This is a genomic window from Streptomyces sp. NBC_00285 (assembly GCF_036174265.1).
Classification (GTDB): domain Bacteria; phylum Actinomycetota; class Actinomycetes; order Streptomycetales; family Streptomycetaceae; genus Streptomyces.
In genome coordinates, this window is record NZ_CP108055.1 from 1,417,871 (window position 1) to 1,442,182 (window position 24,312).

A 24,312-nucleotide genomic window follows, 5' to 3' on the forward strand; every position below is an offset into this window, starting at 1 on the left:
CTCATCCGCTCCGTTCGTCCACGCGCCCGCTCCCACGGGTCGAGGGCCTTGCTCCAGTGAGTGTGGCGGCCCCCTCGGCGGCGAGGTAGAGCGCGATGTCGATGATCATGTCCTTCTGGCCGCCGACGAGCCGCCGTCGGCCGCATTCCATGAGGATGTCGCGGACGTCGACGCCGTATCGCGCCGCAGCGTTCTCCGTGTGCCGCAGGAACGACCAGTAGACGCCAGCGTGGCCGAGGGTGAGGGTCTCGCGGTCCACGCGCACCGGGCGGCCCTGCAGCGGGCGGACGATGTCGTCGGCGGCGTCCTGCAGCTTGACCCGCCGCCGCGTGCACGCTCTGGGTATCGAGCACCACCAGGCTCGGGTCCGCCTGGTTCTGTGAAACGCGCGTGTCTCGCGGGCGTGAGGTCCTCGCACTGGTCCAGGAGCACATCCCGGCCGGTGGGGAGCTGCGCGATCGCATGCCCGCCGTCGCCGACCGCATCCAGGAACTGCAGAGCAGCTCACGCACTCTGCTGGGCGCCATGACCGACATCTTCGGCCCGGTATTCGGCCCCCCGAGTGCACCGTCACCGCCGGAATCGCCGGGGCCACGCGCGGCAAACTCCTGGGCCTGCGCCCCTCCGACCCGCTGCTCATCTGCACCCAGACCGTGCAGCTGTCAGGCAAGCCCGCATACCTGACCAAGTACCTGGTCGCCCCCACGAGCGACCCGCTGGCCATTCTTCAGCCGCCCCAGCCCGGAGCACCCACTCGCCTGTGCCCCCTCGAAAGGACGCCCACGATCGCGATAGTCGGCAGTCTCGACGTGGGCAGACCGGGTTCGTTTCCCAGGCCAAGCGGTGGGTGGTGGAGCACACGTATGGGATCTCGATGCTGCACCGCAGGCTGGTGCGCGACTACGAGCATCTGCTCCGCAGTTCGGAGTCGCGGGTGTACTGGGCGATGATCGTGGTGATACTGCGGCGACCGTGCCCACCTGGCGCACCGCGCGAGCGGCGGGGAGCTGACGCTAGGCGGTCACCATGTCGCAAGCGAGGACGACCTCGCAGCCCCCGGCCAGAGCGCAGCCCTCCAGGGCCGCGATCAGTGGCTTGGCCAGTGGGGGTCGGGTCAGGCCCGCGAAGCCGCGGCCCGGCAGCGACGGGCGCTCGCCGCGCAGAAACCTCTTGAGGTCCATACCGGCGCAGAAGTTACCGTCGGCGCCGGTGATGACTCCGACGGCGAGGTCGTCGCGGGCGTCGAGTTCGTCGAGCACCTCGGCACAAGCCACCGAGACGGCCATGGTGACGGCATTGCGGGCCTCAGGGCGGTTGATGACGGTCATCATGATCCGATCGGTGATGTCGACGGGCACCTCGCTCATGCCGGAGCCAGTAGGGAGACCCCGCACTTCCGCCGCCGGTCCGTTCCACCATCCGGCACCGGGTTCTCCCAGCCCGATCCGCCGACCGATTTCGAGCGTGGTTCCGGGCGCCGATTCGGCGGGCGGCCGGCGAGCCGGCGTCCCTCATGCGCCGCCCGGACGCAGCCCGCAGCCGCCCGGTGATCCGGCCCCGGCTGTATCTGCTCGATCAGCTCGGTAAAATACCCGGTGTCCCGGCTCGCAGGCATCTGCCTATGCGTGGCCGGCGTCACTCGCGAATCCGGCCAGCACGAGCGCGATGGCGGCGTCCACCTCGGCCGTGAACGCCCCGTGCGGCGCGGCCTCTTGGGGTAGCCATCGCATGATTGCGCCCTGGAAGACGTCGTAGAGCACGTCCACGGCCAGGGCGGGATCGGCCGAGGGTGTCGGTGTGTTGCCCTGCCGTTCTTGCAGGCAGTCACGCAGCCAGCCACGCAGTTCCGCGGAGAGCCGCGAGCGGTGGGGTGATACGCCGTATCCGCGCAGGAGTCCGGTTGTCATCTGCCGGGTCTCGTCCCAGTTCCGCTCCGCTGTGAGGGCCAGCTCGTGGAAATAAGCCCGGACCCGGTCGGCGGCAGAGGTGATGCGGTCGATGTCGCGCACCAGGGCGAAGGCCGATGTCCCGCCTCGCACTGCCCATTCAGTGGCGATGTCGGACTTCGCGGGGAAGTGGTTGAACGCGGTCCGTCGTGACACCCCGGCTTCTGCTGCGATCTCGTCCATGGTGGCGGCGTCGTAGCTGCGCGAAGCGAACACCTTGATCGCTGCCACGTAGACGCGCTCCCGGTTGGCCTGGGCATTGCGCGTCCTCCCGTCCTGCTTCTCGCCCTCCGTCTTCCTCATGTGGACATTGTTGCACTCTCGTGCAACCATCGAATCAGTTGCACTTGAGTGCAACTTGATTCCAGGGAGAGCGCATCATGGACAAGGTCAACGGCTGGGTGGACATCCATGCGCATTTCACCCCACCGACCACGGCGGAGGAGCGTGAGACCCAGTGGCGACAACTGAGGGAAGCTCACCTCCTGGCGCCCGAGCCCTACCACTGGCGACCCGAGACGATGCTCGCCACGATGGATCGCCTGGGCATCGCCGTGCAGATGCTCAGCCCGGTACCCGTCGATTCCCCACTGCCACAGCTGCGCGCCTGGAACGACTACGGCGCCCAGCTCGTCGCCGACCACCCCGGCCGCTTCGGCCTGCTCGCCGGCCTGCCCACCGACGACCCGGACGCGGCTCTGGCCGAGATCGCGCGCGGTGACACGGAAACACACCCCGACGGCTACCTGCTGACCACCCGTCGCTCAGGTGTCCCGCTCGGGGACCCGCGTCTGGCGCCGGTGTGGGAGGAACTCGACCGGCGCTCGGCCGTGCTGTTCATCCATCCGAGCGCCGTGCCGCCCACGTTCCGGCAGACGGCTGTCCTGGTCGAGTTGCCGTTCGAGACCACCCGGACCATCGTGGACCTCCTCTACACCGGATTCTTCCGCCGGTACCCCCGCCTCACGATCGTCCTCGCCCACTGCGGCGGCGCCCTGCCCGCGCTCTCCGGTCGCCTCGGACTGCTCGGGGCGGAGGAGTACGTCTTCAACCCCCTGGGCCTGACCGCCGATGACATCCGCACCGACCTGGCGAAGCTCTACCTCGACACCGCCGCATCCGGCACCGACGCCAACCTCGCCGCAGCAGTCACGATGGTGCCCCGCGACCATCTCGTCTACGGCGCCGACGCCGGAGTCCCCTGCTCGAACGAGAACAACATGAAACGCAACATCGACGCGCTCCACAACTCCCACGTCCTCACACCGCCGGAAGTCGACGCACTCGGCCACCGCACGTTCGACCTCTTCCCCGCGGCCGCACAACGCCATCGCGACGCCCGGGAGTGTAAATCTAACGGCCCTGGCTCACTTCCGGTGGTAGCGGGCGGTGATGCTCGTTACCTGTAGCGATCTACCCAGCTCAGGCTGCACGTCGACGGCGGAGCCATGAGCTCGTCCCAGCCAGGGCAACGAGGTCTCGGGCGGGCACCCACGCGCTCCAACCAGGCGTTCTTCTCATGACTTTCCGTCACCACCGGAAGTGAGCCAGGGCCAATCTAACGGCGAATCCGACGATCATGGGAGAGACGTCAAGTGACTGACACCGCCGTGGAGTTGGAGACCGTGGAGCCTGTCGAGAAGGACTTGTCCGGGCCGCCCGTGCCCGTGTCGGACGAGCAGTTGGTGGCAATGCTGGTGGAGCAGGCCCGGTCAGAGGGACTGCAGCTGACCGGGCAGGGCGGGCTGCTGCATGCAGCAGCTGACCAAGCGGGTCCTGGAGTCCGCCCTGGAAGGTGAGATCACGGATCATCTCGGCTACGAGAAGCACGAGTCAGCCGGCCGGGGCAGTGGCAACTCCCGCAACGGAGGCCGGGCCAAGACTGTGCTGACCGACGTCGGACCGGTCGAGATCAAGGTCCCGCGTGACGTGTCGGGCACGTTCGAGCCGCAGATCATCAAGAAGCGGCAGCACCGGCTGACCGGGGTCGACGAGATGGTTCTGTCGTTGTCCGCGAAGGGGCTCACGCACGGCGAGATCGCCGCCCACTTGGCCGAGGTCTACGGGGCCGAGGTGTCCAAGCAGACCATCTCCACCATCACCGACAAGGTGATGGAGGGCATGGCCGAATGGCAGAACCGGCCACTCGACCGCATTTACCCCGTTTTGTTCGTCGATGCGATCAACGTCAAGATCAGAGACGGGAAGGTCGCGAACCGTCCGATCTACGTGGTGATGGCCGTGACCGTGGACGGCACCCGCGACATCCTCGGCATCTGGGCCGGCGACGGCGGCGAGGGAGCGAAGTACTGGCTGCACGTGTTCACCGAGCTCAAGAACCGCGGCCTGGACGACGTGCTGATGCTGGTCTGCGACGGGCTCAAGGGGCTTCCCGATGCGGTGGAGGCCGTCTGGCCTCGCACGATTGTCCAGACATGTGTGGTTCACCTGCTGCGGAATTCGTTCCGTTACGCCGCCCGTCAGGACTGGGACAAGGTCGCCAAGGCCCTCAAGCCCGTCTACACCGCACCCAGCGAGGATGCAGCCACGGAACGCTTCCTGGAGTTCCAGGAGGCATGGGGCCGGAAGTATCCGGCGATCGTGAAGCTGTGGTCCGACGCCTGGGCCGAGTTCGTGCCCCTTCCTCTCCTTCGACGTCGAGATCCGCAAGGTCATCTGCAGCACGAACGCGATCGAGAGCGTCAACGCACGCATTCGCCGAGCTGTTCGCGCCCGCGGGCACTTCCCCAACGAGGCCGCCGCCCTCAAGTGCATCTACATGGCGCTGATGAGCCTCGATCCGACCGGAAAGGGCCGCAGGCGGTGGACCATGCGCTGGAAAGCACCCCTCAACGCGTTCCAGATCGCCTTCGAGGGACGCCTGACCCCGAGCAACAACTGACCATCAACAACCAGGATCAGCCGTTAAATTGGCCCTGGCTCACTTCCGGTGGTGACGGAAAGTCATGAGAAGAACGCCTGGTTGGAGCGCGTGGGTGCCCGCCCGAGACCTCGTTGCCCTGGCTGGGACGAGCTCATGGCTCCGCCGTCGACGTGCAGCCTGAGCTGGGTAGATCGCTACAGGTAACGAGCATCACCGCCCGCTACCACCGGAAGTGAGCCAGGGCCGTTAAATTGACACACCCCGTACCCGGCCCCGAAGCCAAGATCACCGTTGCCGAGATCCGTGCCGTGGCTGCGGACGGGCTCAGACGGGTCGCCGGAACCTTGCCGGTGCCGGTCTTATGCATCGGCAGTCCAGTAGGCAGACTGCGTCGCGGGCCAGGACTTGGTCAGGCGCATCGGAAGTCCCCCTGCGTCGTCAGATGGCGCAAGGGCTGCTGTTTTTCCAGCTCACAGCCCTCTTCGCGAGGGTGATGCCAGGGGGTTCTCAGGGGGGCGGGAGCCCGGCCAGGGAGTTCTCAGGGGGGTCCCCAGCGAAAGAAGCTGGTACATCGGGAAACAGCAAGAAACACGCATTGGCCCTGGTCACAGCCCCATAGGAAGAACCCACCGCAGCTCAAGCCCGCTTAGACGGCAAGTACTGCAAGTACGCGACGTCCGACATCACCTACAGGTAGCCCCTTCGCAGGTGAAGGCGGCCGTACGAAGCGTCCCCGCACGGCGCTTCGCACGGCCGCCGTGTCATGTGCGGAGCGGGTCCTGGGGCACGATGTCCGACAGCGTCCGCCGATAGGCCGCATACGCGGACCGCAGCCGTGTCCCCGGCCAGTCGGGCGGCAGGAGCTCGGGCGGGAGCACCGGATCGGCCAGCAGATGACGTACGACCGCCGCGAAGCCCGCGAGCCGGTCCGCGGGCAGATCCGCGCAAGCGACGTGGGCGAGCAGCGCCCGGGACTCCGCCGCCCAGCCGTCGAGGGGCCACAGCGCGGCGGCCAGTTCGGGGCCGGGACGGTCGGGGCGGGCGGTGTAGCGCTGGGCGAGCGTGTCGAGGCCGTCCGGGAGCGGCCGGACCAGGTTCGCGGGGCGCAGCCAGACGCCCTCACGGAGTTCGGCGAGCCGGAGCGCGGTCAACCGCGCGCGCAGCTCGGCGCGTTCGGCCGGTCCACGGCCCGTCGCGGTGATCACGGCCATCTCCCAGTCGCCGCTCCACACGCGCGTGCGGGGGTGCACGGCATCGTCCTGGCGGCGCTGACGAGCGAGCAGCCGGTCACTGAGGCCGTAGACGGAGTCGACGCGCCGCAGGTCACCGGCGGCCACCATCCGGCTGAGCGCGGCACGCAGCGTGGAGCCCCCGACCCCGAACGGCTCCACCGCGCGGAGCAGGTCCTTCACGGGCATGTGCGGCGGATGCGCGCCCAGCAGCAGGCTCAGCACGACCGACCGGGCGGACAGCGTCCGCAGATCGACCTCACCCGGCTGCACCGACACGTTCCTCCGCATGGTCACGTACTTTACGACCCACCTCGTATTGCACTATTGCCACGACTGCAGTGGAAGTGCAACATGACCTTCATGGCCTCCACACCCGCGTCCGGACAGTCCGCCACCCACGCCGTCATCAATCAGCCGCCTCCCCTCGCTCCGTACGACGCCTCCGACGACCCCGTCCTGCTGGAAGGGCTGCGCCGTGAGGGCGCGGACTGGGCCGAGGAGGGCGTCCGGCGGCTCGGTCTGCGGGCGGCGAGCGCCGAGGCCCAGGAGTGGGCGGATCAGGCCAACCGGCACGAGCCCGTGCTGCGCACGCACGACCGGTACGGCAACCGTGTCGACGAGGTCGACTTCCACCCGAGCTGGCATCACCTGATGCGGACCGCCGTCGCCGAGGGGCTGGCCGGCACCCCGTGGGCGGAGGACCGGCCAGGGGCTCATGTCGCCCGTACGGCAGGCGGGTTGGTGTGGGGACACACCGACGCGGGCCACGGCTGTCCGACGTCGATGACGTACGCCGCGATACCCGCGCTGCGCAAGGAACCGGAGCTGGCGAAGGTCTACGAACCCCTGCTGACCGGCCGCGAGTACGACCCCGCGCTCAGGGTGCCGGCAGGCAAGCGCGGCCTGCTGGCGGGCATGGGGATGACCGAGAAGCAGGGCGGGTCCGACGTCCGGGCGAACACCACGGCGGCCACACGTACCGCCGAGCCCGGCGTGTACACGCTGCGCGGGCACAAGTGGTTCACGTCGGCGCCGATGTGCGACGTGTTCCTGGTGCTGGCGCAGGCACCCGGCGGGCTGTCGTGTTTCCTCGTGCCCCGGATCCTGCCGGACGGCAGCCGCAACACCTTCCGCATCCAGCGCCTCAAGGACAAGCTCGGCAACCGGTCGAACGCCTCCTCCGAGCCCGAGTTCGACGGCACCGTGGCCTGGCTGGTGGGTCCCGAGGGCCAGGGCGTCAAGACGATCATCGAGATGGTCAACTGCACCCGGCTGGACTGCGTGATGATGTCGGCGACCCTGATGCGCAGGACCCTCGTCGAGGCGGGGCACCACGTCCGGCACCGCAGCGCGTTCGGCGCCCGGCTGCTGGACCAGCCGCTGATGCGCAACGTCCTGGCCGATCTCGCCCTGGAGTCCGAGGCCGCCACCACACTGACGCTACGGCTGGCGGGCGCCGCCGACCGTGCCGTGCGCGGGGACGCCGGGGAGCAGGCGTTCCGCCGTATCGCCACCGCGGTCGGCAAGTACTGGGTCACCAAGCGAGGGCCGGCCTTCACAGCGGAGGCCCTCGAATGCCTCGGCGGCAACGGCTACGTCGAGGACTCGGGCATGCCCCGGCACTACCGGGAGGCACCGCTGCTGTCGATCTGGGAGGGGTCGGGGAACGTCAACGCCCTGGACGTCCTGCGGGCGTTGCGCCGCGATCCGGACACCTCGCAGGCCCTGTTCGGCGAACTCGCCCTAGCGCAGGGGGCGGACACGCACCTGGACGCGGCCGTCGCCCGGCTCAAGGACCTGCTGGCCACGACGTCCGAAGCGGGTGCGCGCCGACTGGTGGAGCACATGGCCCTGACGCTCCAGGCCTCCCTCCTCGTCCGGCACGCCCCGTCCGCGGTCGCCGACGCCTTCTGTGCGACGCGGCTCGGCGGTGACTGGGGGCACTCCTTCGGCACGCTGCCCGATGCCGTGGACGTGGACGCGGTCCTCGGGAGGGCGCTGCCCAGCGCCGACTGAAGCCCCTCCGGGGCCACTTGGCGAAAAGCGGACCACCTCCCTGTCCGGATCGCTCACAGTCACAGCCTGATTCCGCTTCGTTGTCAGTCCCGTGGTGCAGACTCCGATCAGCTGACACTTCGCCTGGGGAGGACACGTGTTCACGGGGATGGACGAGGTCGACTGGGCCTCACTGCGCCATGCGTACGGCAGTGCGGAGGATGTGCCCGGGCTGCTGCGGGGGCTCGCCTCCACGGACCCGGTCGAACGGGAGACGGCCCTCGACGGGATGTACGGCGCAGTGCACCACCAGGGAGACGTGTACGACTCGACACTGGCCTGCGTTCCCTTCCTGCTCGCGCTCGTGGCGAGCGGGCAGGTGGCGGACCGGGCCGGCATCGTCGAACTCGTCGTCAGCATCGGGGCGGAGAGCGAGGGGCCCGACAGCGGTGTCGAGAGCGTTCTCTGCACGCGGGCCCAGGTCGGCGTGCGCGCCGGCGCCGAGGTCTTCGTCCGGCTGACGGGGGACGCCGACCCCTCCGTCCGCCGGGCCGCCCCGGAAGCACTCGTCAGGTTCCTCGACGAACCGGCCCGGGTGCTCGGCCTGTTGCGTGAGCGCTTCGCGCTGGAGCCGGACGACGAGGTCCTGCTCGCCCTCACCGAGAGCCTGGGCCTTTTCGTCCGGCGGCATCCCGGGCACGCGGCCGAGGCACTGGAGGTGCTGAAGGCGCGCAGTTCCGCGCCGAACCGCCCCGGGGTACGGCTCACCGCCCTCGGTCAGCTCGCCGTCTGCGCTCCCGACAAGCTTCCGCCCGACCTCGTGGAGATCGCCGTCGGGCTGCTGAGGGAGCGGTCCGCGCGGCGGCCCACCCGACGCGACGGTGCCGACTGCCCCCACTCCGACACGCTCGTGGGCCGGCTGCGGCGGCTGCGGCCCTCGGACGAGGAGGGCTCGCAGTTGCTGCGGACCCTGCACCGCGGGCTCGGTCACCGGATCGACACGCGCAAGGCCCTTCTCCAGGGGCAGTTGACCAGTCCGGACGCCGTCGACCGGTGCAACGCCGTATGGATGTCGGCGGGGCTCTTCGGTGAGTGGCGCGCCGACTGGGCCCAGCCCATCGCCCTCATCGGCGCCCAACTGGACTCCGAGGACGGCAGGTTGCGCGACGCCGCGGTGTCCGTCCTGGTGGATCTCTTCAGCCTGGCCGCTCCCGCCGCCGACGACCTGGCGGCCCTGGTGACCTCCCGGCCCGACCTGTGGGTGCGACGGTGGGAGCACGGGGCACCGACACTGGGGGATCCGCTCAAAGCCCTCGCCAGGAGCGGGGATCCCCGCGCCACGCCGGTCCTGTCCGAGGTGCTGGCCGGACGGATCGTCCCCGCCGACCTGGGGTTGGTGATCGGCCATCTCGGCTCGGCCGGGGCCCCGCTCGCGCCGGAGCTGCGTCGCAGGCTGGAACAGATTCCGCCGGACTCCCCCAGGATCTACGAACGCGCTGTACCGCTGATGTCGGCCCTCACCGCGCTGGGCGACGAGGGAGCCGTACCGGGTGTGCTGCGGCTCCTACGGGAGATGCCGGCTGGGCTGCGGCTGCGGGACACCGTGGTGGAGCCGGCGCTCCAGGCGCTCGGCACGTTCGGGGCCGCGGAGGCGTCCGAGGTCATACCGGTACTGCGTGAGCTGCTGGAGACGGAGCATGCGGCCGCTGCCGCCGGAGCGCTGTGGTCCGTGGAGGGGGACGTGACGGCCGTACTGCCCGTGCTGATCGGCGAGTTGACGCAGGGACCGCGTCGGCAACAGGCCGCTGCGGAGCTTCTGGCACGGCTCGGGCCGGCGGCGGGCCCGGCACTGCCGGGCCTGCGGCGGATGCTTCGGACTGGGGAGCCGTGGGCACGGGTGTCCGCCGCGAGTGCGGTGTGGCGGATCGGCGGGGACGAGGACCTGGCCGCACCGGTTCTGCGAGCCGCGTGGACGGAGAATCCGTCCACGCGCCGGACCGTCACCGCCTGCCTTGCCGCCCTGGGTCCTGCCGGTGCTCCACTTCACGATCTTCTGCGTGCGGAGCTGGCCGCTCGCCGACGGCATCTGGCATCGCCCTCCGATGGGCACGTCAGCCATGACGTACTGGGCGACGAGCAGCTGCTGCAGGCCTGCGGGGAGGCACTGGCACCGGCCGGCGCATAGGCCGCGAGCGGGGAGAGCGGCGGGCCGGCGGTGACCCATCGACGGTGCGTCACCGCCGGCTCACGTCACGCCGGCCCCGCGCGCCGTTCCTACCGCCCGTCGGCCCGCCTTCCGCCCCACAGCGGCCCGAAGTACGCCCAGTCCGCGTTCCACTGGTCCAGGCGGCGGCGTTCCATGCGGCCACGGAGGACCCGGCCGCCCACGAACGGGACGGCCGCGGTGCTGAAGCCGACCAGAATGCCGATCATCGCGGCGCGGATCCGGGCCTGGCCCTGGGTGGCGGGCTGGGTCATCAGACGCCCCTGGGCGTCCGTCCAGACGGTGACCGGCGTGCCCTGGACACTGCCGGGGTCGACGCGCACCTGGCCCGTGTGGGCCGACCCGTCGCCCCCGGTCCAGGCCACCTCACCCCACACCCGCTCGCCGCTCGACGTGCCCGGGTCGGCCGTACCGGGCGCCTGCTCGGACAGCCGGGCGACCACGGGCCGCCATTCCACGCGCTCCAGCGCCAGCTGGTGCTCGACGGACCGGTCGACCACCAGTCCCGCCACCACCCCGGCCAGCACGGTGAGCAGCCAGGCACCGAGCACGACCCACGCCTCGACGGTGTCGGCGCGGCGCCTGAGCGGATTGCGCCGCCACCGCCACAGCCAGACCTTGTGACCACGGAACGCCATCGAGGGCATCCTCCTCATGAGCGACGGGCGCATGAACATGCCGGACCGACCTCCCATACGGGAGAGCCGACCTCGATGCTCACGGCTCACGGCGAGTTCTCCGTCACGACGGTCCCACCGGTCGGCTCTCGCTGCGGTCATCTTGCCGAAAGCCGCCCCGAAATCGCGGCGGCCCGTTACCCTCGCCGCCCTGACCTGCGGTGAAGCCCTTTCCAGAGGTGACTGTCAGTGCCGGGGTGCAGACTGGCCGGTGTCTGGGACAAAGACGTCACGGAGGAGATCGGTATGACCGAAAAGCTGCTTGCCGTGGGGACGCGCAAGGGCCTGTTCATCGGGCGCGAGCGCGGCGGCACCTGGGAGTTCGACGAGAGCCCGTACTTCAATGCGCAGGCCGTGTACTCGGTCGCGATCGACACCCGGGGCGAGCGCCCGCGGCTGCTGGCCGGCGGCGACAGCGCGCACTGGGGCCCGTCGGTGTTCCACTCCGACGACCTGGGACGCACCTGGACGGAGCCCGCCCAGCCCGCGGTGAAGTTCCCGAAGGACACCGAGGCCTCCCTGGAGCGGGTCTGGCAACTGCACCCGGCGGCCGCCGAACCGAATGTGGTGTACGCGGGTACGGAGCCGGCCGCGCTGTACCGCTCCGAGGACCGAGGTGAGAGCTTCGAGCTCGTCCGGCCCCTGTGGGAGCATCCGACCCGTTCGAAGTGGGTGCCGGGCGGCGGCGGTGAGGGCCTGCACACCGTCCTGACCGACAAGCGGGATCCGCGCGCGGTGACGGTGGCCGTCTCCACGGCCGGGGTGTTCCGCACCAAGGACGGCGGTGCGAGCTGGGAGCCCGCCAACTCCGGTGTCTCGGCGGTGTTCCTGCCCGACCCGGACCCGGAGTTCGGCCAGTGCGTGCACAAGGTCGCCCGGGACGCGGCCGACCCGGACCGGCTGTACCTCCAGAACCACTGGGGTGTGTACAGAAGCGACGACGCGGGGACGCACTGGACGGACATCGGCGAGGGCCTGCCGTCCACCTTCGGCTTCGCGGCGGCCACGCATCCCCGCCGCGGTGACACGGCGTACGTCTTCCCGATCAACGCCGACGCGGACCGGGTCCCGGCAGACCACCGATGTCGGGTCTTCCGCACATCGGATGCGGGCAGGAGCTGGGAGCCGCTCACCGCCGGGCTGCCGCAGGAGGACCACTACGGCACGGTGCTGCGCGACGCGATGTGCACGGACGACGCGGACCCGGCCGGCGTGTACTTCGGCAACCGCAACGGCGAGGTGTACGCCTCGGCCGACGACGGCGACAGCTGGCGGCAGTTGGCCTCGCATCTGCCGGACGTGCTGTGTGTGCGGGCGGCGGTGGTCGCATGACCCGGACCGGTTACGGGCGGGCCCCGGCCGCCGGTTGAACTCCGGCACCAGTCGGCTCGGCCCGCGGTCAGGACAACGGGTGGCAGCCGATTCCAGGCTCCTTCTTTCAGGGGCGGGGGCGGGTCGTCGATGTTCGCACCACGAGCGTTGGCGGGATGACGATGTGAGGTGTGAGGTCGACCGCCGGGAGCCCCGCGTCGGGGTCGCCGACGATCTCGACCAGCATGTGCAGGGCACGCCTGCCGAGTTCGTCGAAATCCTGGCGGACGCTGGTCAGGGAAGGACCGAAGTACTCGGTCTCCGGCATGTCGTCGAAACCGACGACGCTGATGTCCTCGGGGACCCGGAGCCCGGCCCACTGCAGGGCCCGCAGCAGCCCGAGAGCCATATGGTCGTTGGCGCAGAGCACCGCCGTGACATCGGGGGCGACGGCGAACCGCTGACCGAGCTCGTATCCGGTGCGGGCCGTCCAGTCCGCGCCGACGAGCGGTTCGGTCACGGGAGCGCCCCGCTTGTTCAGGGTGTCGCGCCATCCGGTCTCACGCTCCTGCGCGTCGAGCCAGGAACGCGGCCCGACCAGGTGGTGCACCGTGCGATGGCCGAGGTCGAGCAGGTAGTTGGTGGCGAGTTCGGCACCGGCCGCGTTGTCCACGGCGACCGAAGCCAGTGTGCTGTGGGTGCCGCAGCCGACCGCGACCAGGGGCACGTCAGACGGTACGTTCGCCAGCGCGCCGACCGCCGAGGTCTGCGGCGCGATCACGATGATTCCCTCGACGCCCTGGTCCCGGAGCCGGTCCACGGCGTCCAGCACCGAACGCCGGTCGAGCGTGCCGACAGCGGCCACGGTGACGAAGTAGTCGTGCTGTCTGGCCGCCTGCTCGATGCCGTAGAGCATGCAAGCGGGGCCGTACAGCGTGGTGTTGAAGCTGATCACACCCAGGGTGCGGGTGCGGCGGGTCGCCAGGGTGCGGGCGGCGGCGTTGGGGCGGTAGCCGAGTTCGCGGACCGCGACACGCACCCGGTCCCGGGTGGTGGGCCGCACGTTCGGGTGGTCGTTGAGGACCCGCGAGACGGTCTGGTGCGAGACGCCTGCGAGCCGGGCCACGTCGGCCATCACCGGTGCGCGATCCCCGTCCATGGTCCACCTCCTCACACGCCGTCATTCTGCCGGTCGGGCGCCACTGCGGTGGGTGCAGCACGCCGTGAACGAATTGTTAACGCACACATGTCGGCGGTCAAGGTCGCACAGATCCCTCCATTTCGCGATCGCGCACCCCGCCTCAGGCACCAAAGACCTATCTGAGCTGGGGACTTCGACCATCTGAAGATCGCTGGCGCCACGGCTGCACCCGTGAGTAAACAGACCGCACAGCTTTTGTTTCCGCACTTTTGACTGTTCCACAGTGTTGACCGGGCATTCATCCGGCCGTAAAAAGGCGGGGTTGCAAGGCCGGGTCCTTCGCTCGCTCACCTCGCGAGAACGGCACGCGTTCACGTCCCCAGACCGGACCGGTCCACCGCTCTGAACTGCGGTGAAACCACGGCAGCACTGCTCGACCGGAGCAGGATGCCGCAGTCCGGCCCCACACTGGTCGCCTTTCAGGTACGGCGCTCGAACTAGCGACGGCACCCGAGGGCCAACGTTGTTAGCGCTCACAATGAACGACGGAAGAGGTTCACAGTGAAAGGTCGAGTGACAGACCGACGCCTGAGAGGGCTCCTGCTGACCGTGGGAGCGGTCCTCACCCTCCTCGCGGGCGCCCTCGCCGGGATCGTCGGCGTCGCGGGCACCGCCCAGGCCGCTTCGTCCCTGCCCTGCGACATCTACGCCTCCGCGGGCACACCGTGCGCGGCGGCGCACAGCACCACGCGGGCGCTCTACGCCTCGTACAGCGGCCACCTCTACCAGGTCAAGCGCGCCTCGGACTCCGCCACCACCGACATCGGCGTCCTCAGCGCCGGCGGCTACGCCAACGCCGCGACACAGGACTCCTTCTGCTCCGGCACGACCTGCATCATCACCAAGATCTACGACCAGAGCTCCCACCACAACGACCTCACCGTCGAGGGGCCGGGCGGCAACGGCGGACAGGACGTCGGCGCCATCGCCAACGCCCTGCCGGTCACGGTCGGCGGCCACAAGGCGTACGGCATCTTCGTGAACGCCGGCGTCGGTTACCGCGACAACACCACCACGGGCATCGCCACCGGCAGCTCCCCCGAGGGCGCCTACATGGTGACCAGCGGCCACCACGTGAACAACCGGTGCTGCTTCGACTACGGCAACGCCGAGACGTCCGGCAACGACACCGGCAACGGCCACATGGACGCGATCAACTTCGGCACGGAGTGCTGGTTCTCGTGCTCCGGCGCCGGATCGGGACCCTGGGTCGAGGCGGACCTGGAGAACGGGCTGTTCTTCGGAGGCAACGGAGCCAACTCGAACAACAAGGGCAACTCCAGCGAGTTCGTCACCGCCCTGGAGAAGAACAACGGCACGACCACCTACGCCATCAAGGGCGGCAACGCCCAGTCGGGCAGCCTGACCACCTGGTACAACGGGGCCCTGCCCAACCTCGGCGGATACACCCCGATGCACCTGGAAGGCGCCATCGTCCTCGGCACCGGCGGTGACAACAGCAACGGATCCGACGGGTCCTTCTTCGAAGGCGTCATGACCTCCGGGTATCCGACGGACGCCGCCGACAACGCCGTACAGGCCAACGTCACCTCCGTCGGCTACAGCACCCCGGCCGCGACGTTCCCGGTCGCCGGCACCGCCTACCGTCTGACCAACGTGAACAGCTCCAAGGTCCTCGACGCAGTGAACTGCGGGACGGCCAACGGCACCGCGATCGACCAGTGGGCCTCGCTCGGCAACACCTGCCAGCAGTGGAAGTTCGCCAGTGCGGGCAACGGCCACTACACGATCACCAACGTCAACAGCGGCACGGTCCTGGACGACAAGAACTGCGGGCAGTCCAACGGCACGGCCGTCCAGCTGTGGGCCTCGCTCGGCAACAACTGCCAGCAGTGGGACGTCACCGCCGTCGGCAGCCACTACACCATCAGCAACGTCAACACCGGCATGGTGCTCGACGTGACGAACTGCGGAACGGCCAACGGCACCGCGGTCCGCCAGTGGCAGGAGCTCGACAACACCTGCCAGCAGTGGAACATCGCCCCCTGACCGAGCGACCGACTCGCCGATGGCCCGCCGCCCCCTCCCCGGCGGCGGACCATCGGCCCGTCCCGGAGCGCTCTCACGCCGTCGCTCCCCGCGGAGCCGGCCGCCGCGCAAGGGACCTCAGCTCTCCTCCGGTCGCCCTCCTTGCTCCCGTCATGCCCTGCCTCTCAGCCATTTCGATCGACTCGTCTCGAAAAGGAACTGCCGCATGCCTTCAGAAGCCGGACTCCCCCGCAGAACCGTCCTGACCGCCCTCGGTGTCGCGTCTGTGGCCGGGACCTTCGCCGCTTCCGCTCCTGCCCGGGCCGCCGAACGCTCAGGTACCGCCGCGACGGCCACCGCCGCGGACCTTCCCGCCCCGGCCGCGCACTGGAGCTTCGACGAGGGCTCCGGCACCTCCGCCGCCGACGCCTCCGGCAACGCTCACACCGCGACCCTCCGCAGTGCGGCCGGCTGGGACACCGGCAAGGTCGGCGCCCACAGCCTGACCCTCACGGCGGGCGGCAACGCCACTGCTTCGGGGCCTGCCCTCGACACCTCCAAGGCGTTCTCGGTCGCCGCCTGGGTCAACCTCAGCCAACTGGGCGGCTACCAGACCGCCGTGAGCATCGACGGCAAGGTCGTCAGCTCCTTCTACCTGGGACTGCGGGACGACACCGGCACCTTCGCCTTCGCCCGGCTCGACTCGGACGCCACGCAGAACGCCGCCGTGGCGGCCGCCGCATCGGCGCCCACGGCCGGCACCTGGACCCACCTGACCGGTGTCAGCGACCCCTCGGCCGGTGTCACCCGCCTCTACGTCAACGGCGTCCTGGAAGGCCAGGCCGACTACACCGCGGGCTGGGCCGGCACCGGCGACACCGCCATCGGCCGGGCGCTCTACGGCGGCGGGCAGGTCGACCAGTGGCACGGCCTCATCGACGACGTGTGGATGTTCCCGACCGCCCTGACCTCCGACCAGGTCGCGACGCTCGCCGGAGTGCCGGTGGAGACCACGACACCGCTGCTGAGCGTGGACGTCGCCCACCCCGCGCACGCCGTCTCCCCCATCCTCCCCGGCCTGATGTTCGAGGACATCAACCACTCCGGCGAGGGCGGCATCTACGCCGAACTGGTGCAGAACCGCTCGATGATGGCCGACGACAGCACACCTGTGCACTGGTCAGCCGTCGGCGGGACGAGCCTCGCGCTCGACATGACCACGCCCCTCAACGACGTCCTCACGCGTTCCCTCAAGGTCGTGCTGCCGAGCGGCACCGGCGCCGGGACCCGGGCCGGGGTCGCCAACGACGGGTTCTGGGGCATCCCCGTGCGGCCCCGGACCACCTACACCGCCCGCCTGTTCGCCAAGGCGTCGCGCCGGATCGGACCCCTCACGGTGTCCCTGGAGTCGGCGGACGGCGCGACGGTGTACGCCTCCGCCCGTCTGCCCCACATCGGCACCGCCTTCCGCGACCGCCCCTTCGAACTGACCCTGCGCACCGGCTCGGGCGCCCCCGTGACCGGCGACGCGAGGCTCACCGTCACCACCGCCGACCCCGCCGCCGCGGGCGGGACCCTGTGGCTCCAGCACGTGTCCCTCTTCCCGCCCACCTACAACAGGCGCCCCAACGGCCTGCGTGTCGACCTGATGGAGAAACTGGTCGCCCTGAAGCCGAAGTTCCTGCGCTTCCCCGGCGGAAACTTCCTCGAGGGCAACACCATCGCGACGCGGTTCAACTGGAAGAACACCATAGGTCCGGTCTGGGAGCGTCCCGGCCACATGGACGACGCGTGGGGCTACTGGTCCACGGACGGGCTCGGAATCCTCGAATACCTGGAATGGGTCGAGGACATGCGCGCCCAGCCGGTGCTCGCCGTCTTCGCGGGCTACGCGCTGAGGGGCGAACACGTCACCGGCGACGCCCTCAAGCCGTTCGTCCAGGACGCCCTCGACGAGATCGAGTACGTCACCGGCCCCGTCACGAGCACCTGGGGCGCGAAGCGGGCTGCCGACGGACACCCGAAGCCGTTCCCGCTGGAGTTCGTGGAGATCGGCAACGAGGACTGGTTCGACTCCTCGGGGTCCTACGACGAGCGGTTCGCGGCCTTCCACGACGCGATCAAGGCGAAGTACCCGCACCTGAAGCTGATCGCCACGACGTCGGTGACGAGCCGCACGCCGGACCTGATCGACGAGCACTACTACCTCGCGCCGTCCGCCGCCCAGGCCTCCACCCACAAGTACGACAACCGGGACCGCGGTTCGACCAAGGTCTTCGTCGGTGAGTGGGCCGCCCAGGAGGGCCGTCCCACACCCGACCTCAACGCCGCGCTCGGCGACGCCGCATGGCTGGCCGGGCTGATACGCAACTCCGACCAGGTCCTCATGGAGTGCTACGCGCCCCTCTTCTCCCATGTCAAGAACAACGTCTGGGCGACCAACCTGATCGCCTACGACAACCTGACCAGCTATGTCTCACCCAGCTACTGGGCACAGCAGATGCTCACCAGCAGGCTGGGCGACAAGGTGCTGCCGGCCACCGCACGCGCGCTGCCCGCCGTCGCCACCGTCGCCACCCGAGCCGGCAACCGTCTCTACCTCGCGGTCGTCAACTCCGGGACGGAGAAGGTGGATGTGCCGGTCGAACTGAGCGGCCTGGTCAAGGGAGTCAGGAAGCATGCCACCGTCACCGTCCTGACGGGCCCCTCGCGCACCGCCACGAACACGCTGAGCGCGCCGTCCGCACTCACGCCCAGAACGAGCACCGTCACGGGCGCCGCGGCGGCGTTCACGAGCACGCTGCCGCCGCTGTCCGTCACCGTCCTGGAACTCGTCCTGACCTGACAGACGGGGCATCACCGTCCGGGCCCTCTCCGCGATCTCCGGGGGAGGGCCCTCTCGTAGGTCACGCCCATGTCAAGGGACGGACACGAAGTGGTCAGTCGGCATTTGCCGGCCACCGTCCCCCACCTGCAACAACAGCCGCGATGCCTGCATTTGCGAACTGCCCGACCGGCCCGCTCCGTGAAATCCGCACGAAACAAGGTCTTGTAGGCGACTTAAAACGACGGTTAGTTTAACCGCCATTCGAAGTCCGGCCTGATCACCCGGGCGACTCCAGGGCGTGTGCATGTCTCAAGGAAGGGCAATGCCATGACGCTTGACCGAGCGCAGTTCTCTCGTCGGGGTTTTCTGGGTCTGGGAGTCGCGGCCGGGGTGATCACCCTGACGGCGTGCGGCACCGGCAGCGGTTCGGGTGACGACCCGCTGCTGATGACGGTGTGGGGCGGGGAGACCGACCGGGCGACCTACCAGAAGCGCATCGACCTGCTCGTGAAGAAGTACCCCGAGCTGAAGGTGAAGCTCCAGCTGATCCCGTCGGACTCGTACGCGCAGAAAGTGCAGACGATGATCGCGGGCGGCGGCGGCCCGGACATCATGCAGGTCGCGGAGAACGTCAACGTCTACTCCAGCAAGAACCAGCTCCGGCCGCTGGACGACCTGGCCAAGAGCGCGGGGCTGGACCTGACGCAGCGGTTCGGGACGATCGGTTCGCTGTACTCGTACGAGGACAAGGTCTACGCGGTGCCGGACCGTTCCGGCGCGATGATCATGTACTACAACAAGACCCTGTTCGAGAAGAAGGGCATCAAGGCGCCCACGGCGGAGTCGACCTGGGACGACACCCTCGACGCGTTCAAGGAGCTGACGGAGAAGGGCAAGACCTGGGGGTACGGCGGCGCGGGCTGGTGGCCGGTGTGGTGGAGCCTGGCATACCAGAACGGCGGCGCGATCATCGACGCCGACGGCAAGCCCACGGCGGACAGCGACGAGGTCGTCGAGGCGCTGCAGTGGGCGGGCGACCTGCTCTTCAAGCACGGTGTGACTCCGTCGAAGGCGCAGTACGCCGACATGGGCACGGACGTCGGCGGCGACCAGGCCTTCGCGGCCGGCAAGGTCGCGGTGAGCACCACCGGGTTCTGGGCCATCGCCGGCCAGGCGAAGTCCACGTTCGAGTGGGACATCGCCCCGATGTGGCGCGGCAAGAAGCAGGCCGTGTCCTCCTTCGGCAGCGGACTCGCCATCTCCCGCACCGCGAAGAACCCGACCAACGCCTTCAAGGCGATCGACTTCCTCACCGCGCCCGCGGCCCAGCAGCAGATCATCGCCGCCGCCGAGGACGTGCCGGCCAACATCGAAGTGCAGAAGAGCGAGGCGTTCCTCAAGCCGGCCTGGATGAAGACCCCGCTGAGCATGGGCGTGTTCGCGGAGTCCAGCGAGTTCCTCTTCAAGGCGCCGTTCATTCCCGAGTGGAACGAGATGCAGGCGGCGATCGACACCACGACCGCCGACTTCTGGCTCGGCAAGGAGAAGAGCGCGAAGAAGGCTCTCACCGCGCTCCAGAAGAGCCTGGAATCCATCGTCAAGTCCGCGGGATGACCTGCGATGGCCATGACGAAGCTGCGGCGCCGTGAGGCGCTCTCGTTCTACCTGTTCGTCTCGCCCTGGGTGATCGGCTTCCTCGCGTTCCTGCTCGGGCCGATGATCTCGTCGATCTACTTCTCGATGACGGACTGGGACTCCTTCACCCCGCCCAAGTGGGTCGGCCTGGACAACTACACCAGGCTGCTCACCGAGGATCCGGTCTTCTGGAAGGCCCTCGGCAACACCCTGTTCTACGCGGCGGTCTCCGTACCGCTGGGACTGCTGGTCGGTCTGTGGCTGGCGAACCTGCTCAACAAGCAGGTCCGGGCCCGCAAGCTGTTCCGCACCCTGATCTATCTGCCGACCCTGGTCCCCCTGGTCGCCGCGTCGCTGGCCTTCCGGGTGGTGCTCGCCCCCTCGGGTCCGCTCAACGACGTGCTCGGCTGGGTCGGGATCAAGGGGCCGCAGTGGCTCCTCGACCCGTCGTGGGTGAAGTACGCGCTGGTCCTGCTGTCGGTGTGGGGCGCCGGCAGTGCGACCGTCCTGCTGCTCGCCGCCATGAGGGGCATCCCGCGGGAGCTGTACGAAGCGGCCGAGATCGACGGCGCCGGACCGGTGCGGCAGTTCTGGAGCATCACGTTCCCGCAGCTGACCCCGGTCATCTTCTTCAACCTGGTGATGGGCCTGATCGGGGCGTTCCAGGTGTTCTCGCAGGTGTACATCCTCACCCCGAAGTCCTCCCAGCCCGGCACCTACAACGCCAGCCAGACCATGGTGCCGTACCTCTTCGACCAGGCCTTCTCCTACTACCACATGGGCTACGCCTCGGCGATCTCATGGCTGCTGTTCGCCGTGATCCTGGTGTTCACCCTGGTGGCCTTCCGCACCACCCGCCGCTGGGTGTTCTACGAGACCGAGGTGAAGTGATGGCGACCCTCGCACCGCCCGTCGCACCGCAGCAGGGTGGCCGGCCCGCCGAGGACGAGAAGCACGCGGGCGCCCCGCCCCGGGTTCTGGGGATCTTCCGCGCGACACCGTTCACCTACGCGACCCTGATCGTGGTGTCGGCGATCCTCTCGATCCCGCTGGTGTTCGCCGTGTCGATCTCGCTGTCGAGCGACCACACGGTCAGCACCAACACCTTCTCGATCCTTCCGCACGAGTTCGAGTGGCGGAACTTCACCCGGGTCTTCGGCAGCGATCTGCCGATGGGCCGGTTCCTCATCAACTCACTGCTCATCTCGCTCGGTTCGGTCATCGGCCAGATGGTGTCGAGCGGCCTGGTCGGTTACGCCTTCGCCCGGCTGAGGGCCCCCGGCAAGAACGTGATGTTCCTCGTCGTCATCGCCACGATGATGATCCCGACGCAGATCACGATGATCCCGCAGTTCATCCTGTTCAAGGATCTGGGCTGGGTGAACACCTATCTGCCGTTGATCGTGCCGAACTTCTTCTCCAACGCCTTCAACGTCTTCCTGGTCCGGCAGTTCGTCTCCCGTCTGCCCAGCGAGCTCGACGAGGCGGCCATGGTCGACGGACTCGGGTTCTTCGGCATCTACCGGCGCATCATGCTGCCGATGCTGTGGCCCGTGCTGATCGCCATCGGCATCTTCACCCTGACCTACAACTGGGGTGACTTCATGGGGCCGTTGATCTACCTCAACGACGACACGAAGATGCCTCTCGCCCTGGGCGTGCAGTACATCACCACCACCGCCGTTGCGGGCCAGCCGCCGCCGTGGAACCTGGTGATGGTCGGCTCGATCCTCCTCACCCTGCCGATGATCGCCGTCTACTACCTGGGCCAGCGTTACCTGTACGAGATGGACATCAGCGGCGGAAGCGCGGGAGTCAAGTGAGCCACCCCATCACAGTCGGCACCGGCGTCACCCTCGACGCCCGGGGCATCCGCACCGAGGACGGCCCGCGGGTCGTGCTGTGCGCGTCCCTGTTCTACTTCCGTCTGCCGCGGGAGCAGTGGCGTGCCCGGCTCGAACAGGTCCGGGACTCCGGCTACACCTGCGTGGACGTCTATCTGCCGTGGAACTTCCACGAAACGGCGCCCGGACGTTGGGACTTCGAGGGCCGGCGCGACGTCGCCGCGTTCCTGGACCTCGCGCAGGAGGTCGGGCTGTACGTCATCGCTCGGCCGGGCCCCTACATCTGCTCCGAGTGGGACGGCGGCGCGCTGCCGGCGTGGCTGGGTCTCGACCCCGACCTGCGTGTACGGCAGTACGAGCCGCGCTTCCTCGCGCAGGTCACGGCCTGGTTCGACCGGGTGCTGCCGCTGTTGGCCGAACGCCAGTACCCGGCCGGCGGCCCGGTCCTGATGGTGCAGTTGGAGAACGAGCTGGACTTCTTCGACTGCGAGGACCGCACCGGATATCTCACCGCCCTGCGCGACCAGGCGATCCGCCACGGCATCACCGTGCCGCTGATCGCCTGCTCCGGGCAGGGTGACATCGAGGGAGCCACCGGTGACGTCCCCGGTGTCGTAGCGGCGTGCAACTTCTACCCGGACGACGACTCACCGGACATCGAGCCCGAAGTCCGGGCCTACGCCGAGGTGTTGGCGGCTCGCGACCTGCCCCTGCTGATCACCGAGACCAATCGGCGTCACCGCACCCTGCGGCGGCTCCTGGCGAGCGGCGCCTCGCTGATCGCGCCCTATCTCCAGTCGTCCGGCTGGAACTTCGGGTACACGCCGTCCACGGGGAACTGGGGCAGTCCCGGCAACTTCATGAGTCACGGCTACGACTTCGGCGGCTATGTCTCCTCCACCGGTGCTGAGCGCCCCGAGTACGCCGAGGCGCAGCTGCTGGCACAGGTGATCGACACCCTGGGCCCCCAACTGGCCCTGGCCACCTCGGCGTTGCCCCGGGTTCCCGTGACCGCGGACTTCCCGACCAGTTCGTCGCCGTCCGCCCTGGACCTCGACGGGGGCGGCCAGTTGATCGCCGTACCCCATCTGGGCAAGACCTCCGGCACGGCCGTCGTGAACGGCGTGCCCGTCGCCGTGGCCCCGGACTCGTGTCCGCTGATGCTGGCGGACGTACCGCTGCGGCCGTGGGGTCACGACGGGACGCTCACCCTCGCGTCGGCGGATCTGGTCGCCGCGTCGGACGGCGTGCTGACGTTCTCCTCCGAGGTGCCTGTCACCGTCGTCGTGAGGGACACACGGGTCGAGATCCCGGCGCCGAGGGCCGGTGCGCCCGAGCGGGCGTCGGTCCAGGGGCTGATCCTCGTCGCGCTGGCGCCCGAGGACGCCGTACGCCTGCGGGCGACCGACCGCGACGGCACCGCGCATCCGACCGACGCGCCGCCTGTCGCCGTACGGGAGGTGCGACGGCGGACGACAGCGGCTCCCGAGAAGCCGGCGGGGAATCACGAACTGCCGCCGTCGCTTGAGGCGTCGGGTGTGTACCGGGGTCGTGGGGTCTACCGGACCACGGCCGATCTGACCGGCGTCGACGAGCTGCTGCTCGTCGGTGCGGCGGACATCGTCGACCTGTCGGTCGGTGGGCGGACGCATCCCACGATCGCCGGGTTCGGCGCGGCCGAGCGCGTCGACGTCCGCGAGACGACCGGCCGGGTCGACGTCGAGGCCGTCGTGGAGATCTGGGGGCACGCCAACTTCGACGACGTGCGACTGCCGGCCCTGCGCCTGGGCGCGCTGCGGGGACTCGGCGCGCTGTGGGCGGTCCGGGGGCTGACGGACGTGTCCGCCCTGTGGTCGGTGACCGGCCACTGGACAGGGCGGCCCGCACCGCTGCGGGTCCTCGGCGGGTGGAGCAGCACCCGTGTCGGCCTGCCCGTCACCTACACGCGCGAGATCGGGTCGGCCGGCGCGTCGGCGCTGCACCTGCGGGGTGTGGTCGAGCCGCTGCGGGTGAGTGTGGACGACGGCGAGCCGTGGACCGTCCACGCCGAGGACCCCTATGTGCTGCTGCCCGCCGGGACCCATCGGGTCTCGGTCACGCTGCCGCACCACCCGAGCGGCGGCGGCCTGGGTGCCGAACTGCTCGACCTGGAGCCGGTGACGGACTGGTCGTGCGCCGCACAGGACGACGATCTGCTGACCGGGTTCGCCACCACGGCCGACACCACGCAGGGCCGGGACGTCCGGCTCCCGCTGGCCCTGGAACCCGGGCAGGAGGTGTGGCTCGACCTCGATCTGCCGGCGTCCGGGGTCGGCCGTCTGGTGCGGCTGGAGGGTTCGCAGATCCGGGTGACCGGATGGGCCGCCGGGGAGTGTGTGGGCCGGGTCTGGCTCGGCGACCGGCCGGCGTTCTCCGGCGGAGAATCGAACATGCTGTGGATCCCGGCTGGGTGGTCCGGTCTGACCCTGCTGGTGAGGGGCTCCGCCGGAGCGGGTGATCCGGAGCTCCGTACGCTGTGGCTGGAGGCATCTGACGACTGAGGGAGCA

General features: G+C 69.4%; 15 protein-coding genes and 2 pseudogenes. 11 read left to right on the forward strand and 6 right to left on the reverse strand.

Going from position 1 to position 24,312, the window contains the following annotated elements:
- Position 1: 1 nt before the first annotated feature.
- The 3 genes and pseudogenes from OHT57_RS06550 to OHT57_RS06565 form a co-directional block, all read right to left on the reverse strand.
- A pseudogene (locus tag OHT57_RS06550) lies at positions 2 to 313 on the reverse strand (4-hydroxy-2-oxovalerate aldolase); the annotation flags it as partial.
- Between the two features lie 700 nt (positions 314 to 1,013).
- Positions 1,014 to 1,367: an enoyl-CoA hydratase-related protein gene (locus tag OHT57_RS06560; RefSeq protein ID WP_328745089.1), complete on the reverse strand. Its 354-nt coding sequence runs from the start codon at positions 1,365 to 1,367 to the stop codon at positions 1,014 to 1,016.
- A gap of 252 nt (positions 1,368 to 1,619) precedes the next feature.
- On the reverse strand, positions 1,620 to 2,249 hold the full coding sequence (locus tag OHT57_RS06565) for a TetR/AcrR family transcriptional regulator (RefSeq protein WP_328745090.1): 630 nt from the start codon (positions 2,247 to 2,249) through the stop codon (positions 1,620 to 1,622).
- Positions 2,250 to 2,326: 77 nt separating this feature from the next.
- Between OHT57_RS06565 and OHT57_RS06570 the strand changes: the two genes are divergently transcribed.
- Complete coding sequence (locus OHT57_RS06570; protein ID WP_328745091.1) at positions 2,327 to 3,355, forward strand: amidohydrolase family protein; 1,029 nt, start codon at positions 2,327 to 2,329, stop codon at positions 3,353 to 3,355.
- A 282-nt stretch (positions 3,356 to 3,637) separates the two neighbouring features.
- Positions 3,638 to 4,848: pseudogene (locus OHT57_RS06575) on the forward strand (IS256 family transposase).
- Positions 4,849 to 5,591: 743 nt separating this feature from the next.
- Here the strand turns inward: OHT57_RS06575 and OHT57_RS06580 are convergent.
- Positions 5,592 to 6,350: a PaaX family transcriptional regulator C-terminal domain-containing protein gene (locus OHT57_RS06580; RefSeq protein ID WP_328745092.1), complete on the reverse strand. Its 759-nt coding sequence runs from the start codon at positions 6,348 to 6,350 to the stop codon at positions 5,592 to 5,594.
- Positions 6,351 to 6,413: 63 nt separating this feature from the next.
- On the opposite strand from OHT57_RS06580, the gene OHT57_RS06585 reads away from it, so the two are divergent.
- Positions 6,414 to 8,078: an acyl-CoA dehydrogenase family protein gene (locus tag OHT57_RS06585; protein ID WP_443053426.1), complete on the forward strand. Its 1,665-nt coding sequence runs from the start codon at positions 6,414 to 6,416 to the stop codon at positions 8,076 to 8,078.
- Between the two features lie 136 nt (positions 8,079 to 8,214).
- Positions 8,215 to 10,242, forward strand: a complete 2,028-nt coding sequence (locus tag OHT57_RS06590) for a HEAT repeat domain-containing protein (RefSeq protein ID WP_328745094.1) — start codon at positions 8,215 to 8,217, stop codon at positions 10,240 to 10,242.
- 89 nt (positions 10,243 to 10,331) lie between these two features.
- On the opposite strand, the gene OHT57_RS06595 is transcribed toward OHT57_RS06590, so the two are convergent.
- The gene (locus tag OHT57_RS06595) at positions 10,332 to 10,919 is read right to left on the reverse strand and encodes an Rv1733c family protein (RefSeq protein WP_328745095.1); all 588 of its coding nucleotides are present in this window, start codon (positions 10,917 to 10,919) and stop codon (positions 10,332 to 10,334) included.
- 285 nt (positions 10,920 to 11,204) lie between these two features.
- Here OHT57_RS06595 and OHT57_RS06600 point away from each other — a divergent pair, with 285 nt between their 5' ends.
- Positions 11,205 to 12,290, forward strand: coding sequence for a WD40/YVTN/BNR-like repeat-containing protein (locus OHT57_RS06600; protein WP_328745096.1), 1,086 nt, complete (start codon positions 11,205 to 11,207; stop codon positions 12,288 to 12,290).
- Between the two features lie 106 nt (positions 12,291 to 12,396).
- Here OHT57_RS06600 and OHT57_RS06605 read toward each other — a convergent pair whose 3' ends face one another.
- Positions 12,397 to 13,428, reverse strand: a complete 1,032-nt coding sequence (locus tag OHT57_RS06605) for a substrate-binding domain-containing protein (protein WP_328745097.1) — start codon at positions 13,426 to 13,428, stop codon at positions 12,397 to 12,399.
- 555 nt (positions 13,429 to 13,983) lie between these two features.
- Between OHT57_RS06605 and OHT57_RS06610 the strand changes: the two genes are divergently transcribed.
- The 6 genes from OHT57_RS06610 to OHT57_RS06635 all read left to right on the forward strand — a co-directional run bounded on the left by OHT57_RS06610 (position 13,984) and on the right by OHT57_RS06635 (position 24,305).
- Positions 13,984 to 15,480 (forward strand): arabinofuranosidase catalytic domain-containing protein, encoded by a 1,497-nt coding sequence (locus tag OHT57_RS06610; protein ID WP_328745098.1) that lies wholly within the window; start codon positions 13,984 to 13,986, stop codon positions 15,478 to 15,480.
- Positions 15,481 to 15,685: 205 nt separating this feature from the next.
- Entirely contained in the window at positions 15,686 to 18,304 is a 2,619-nt protein-coding gene (locus OHT57_RS06615) for a LamG-like jellyroll fold domain-containing protein (protein WP_328745099.1), read from the forward strand.
- Positions 18,305 to 18,613: 309 nt separating this feature from the next.
- Entirely contained in the window at positions 18,614 to 19,900 is a 1,287-nt protein-coding gene (locus OHT57_RS06620; protein ID WP_328745100.1) for an ABC transporter substrate-binding protein, read from the forward strand.
- Between the two features lie 6 nt (positions 19,901 to 19,906).
- On the forward strand, positions 19,907 to 20,812 hold the full coding sequence (locus OHT57_RS06625; RefSeq protein WP_328745101.1) for a carbohydrate ABC transporter permease: 906 nt from the start codon (positions 19,907 to 19,909) through the stop codon (positions 20,810 to 20,812).
- A complete protein-coding gene (locus tag OHT57_RS06630) occupies positions 20,812 to 21,744 on the forward strand; it encodes a carbohydrate ABC transporter permease (RefSeq protein ID WP_328745102.1) in 933 nt (310 codons plus the stop codon). The genes OHT57_RS06625 and OHT57_RS06630 overlap by 1 nt, the downstream gene beginning before the upstream one ends.
- Entirely contained in the window at positions 21,741 to 24,305 is a 2,565-nt protein-coding gene (locus tag OHT57_RS06635) for a beta-galactosidase (RefSeq protein ID WP_328745103.1), read from the forward strand. The genes OHT57_RS06630 and OHT57_RS06635 overlap by 4 nt, the downstream gene beginning before the upstream one ends.
- The last annotated feature ends 7 nt before the right edge of the window (positions 24,306 to 24,312 follow it).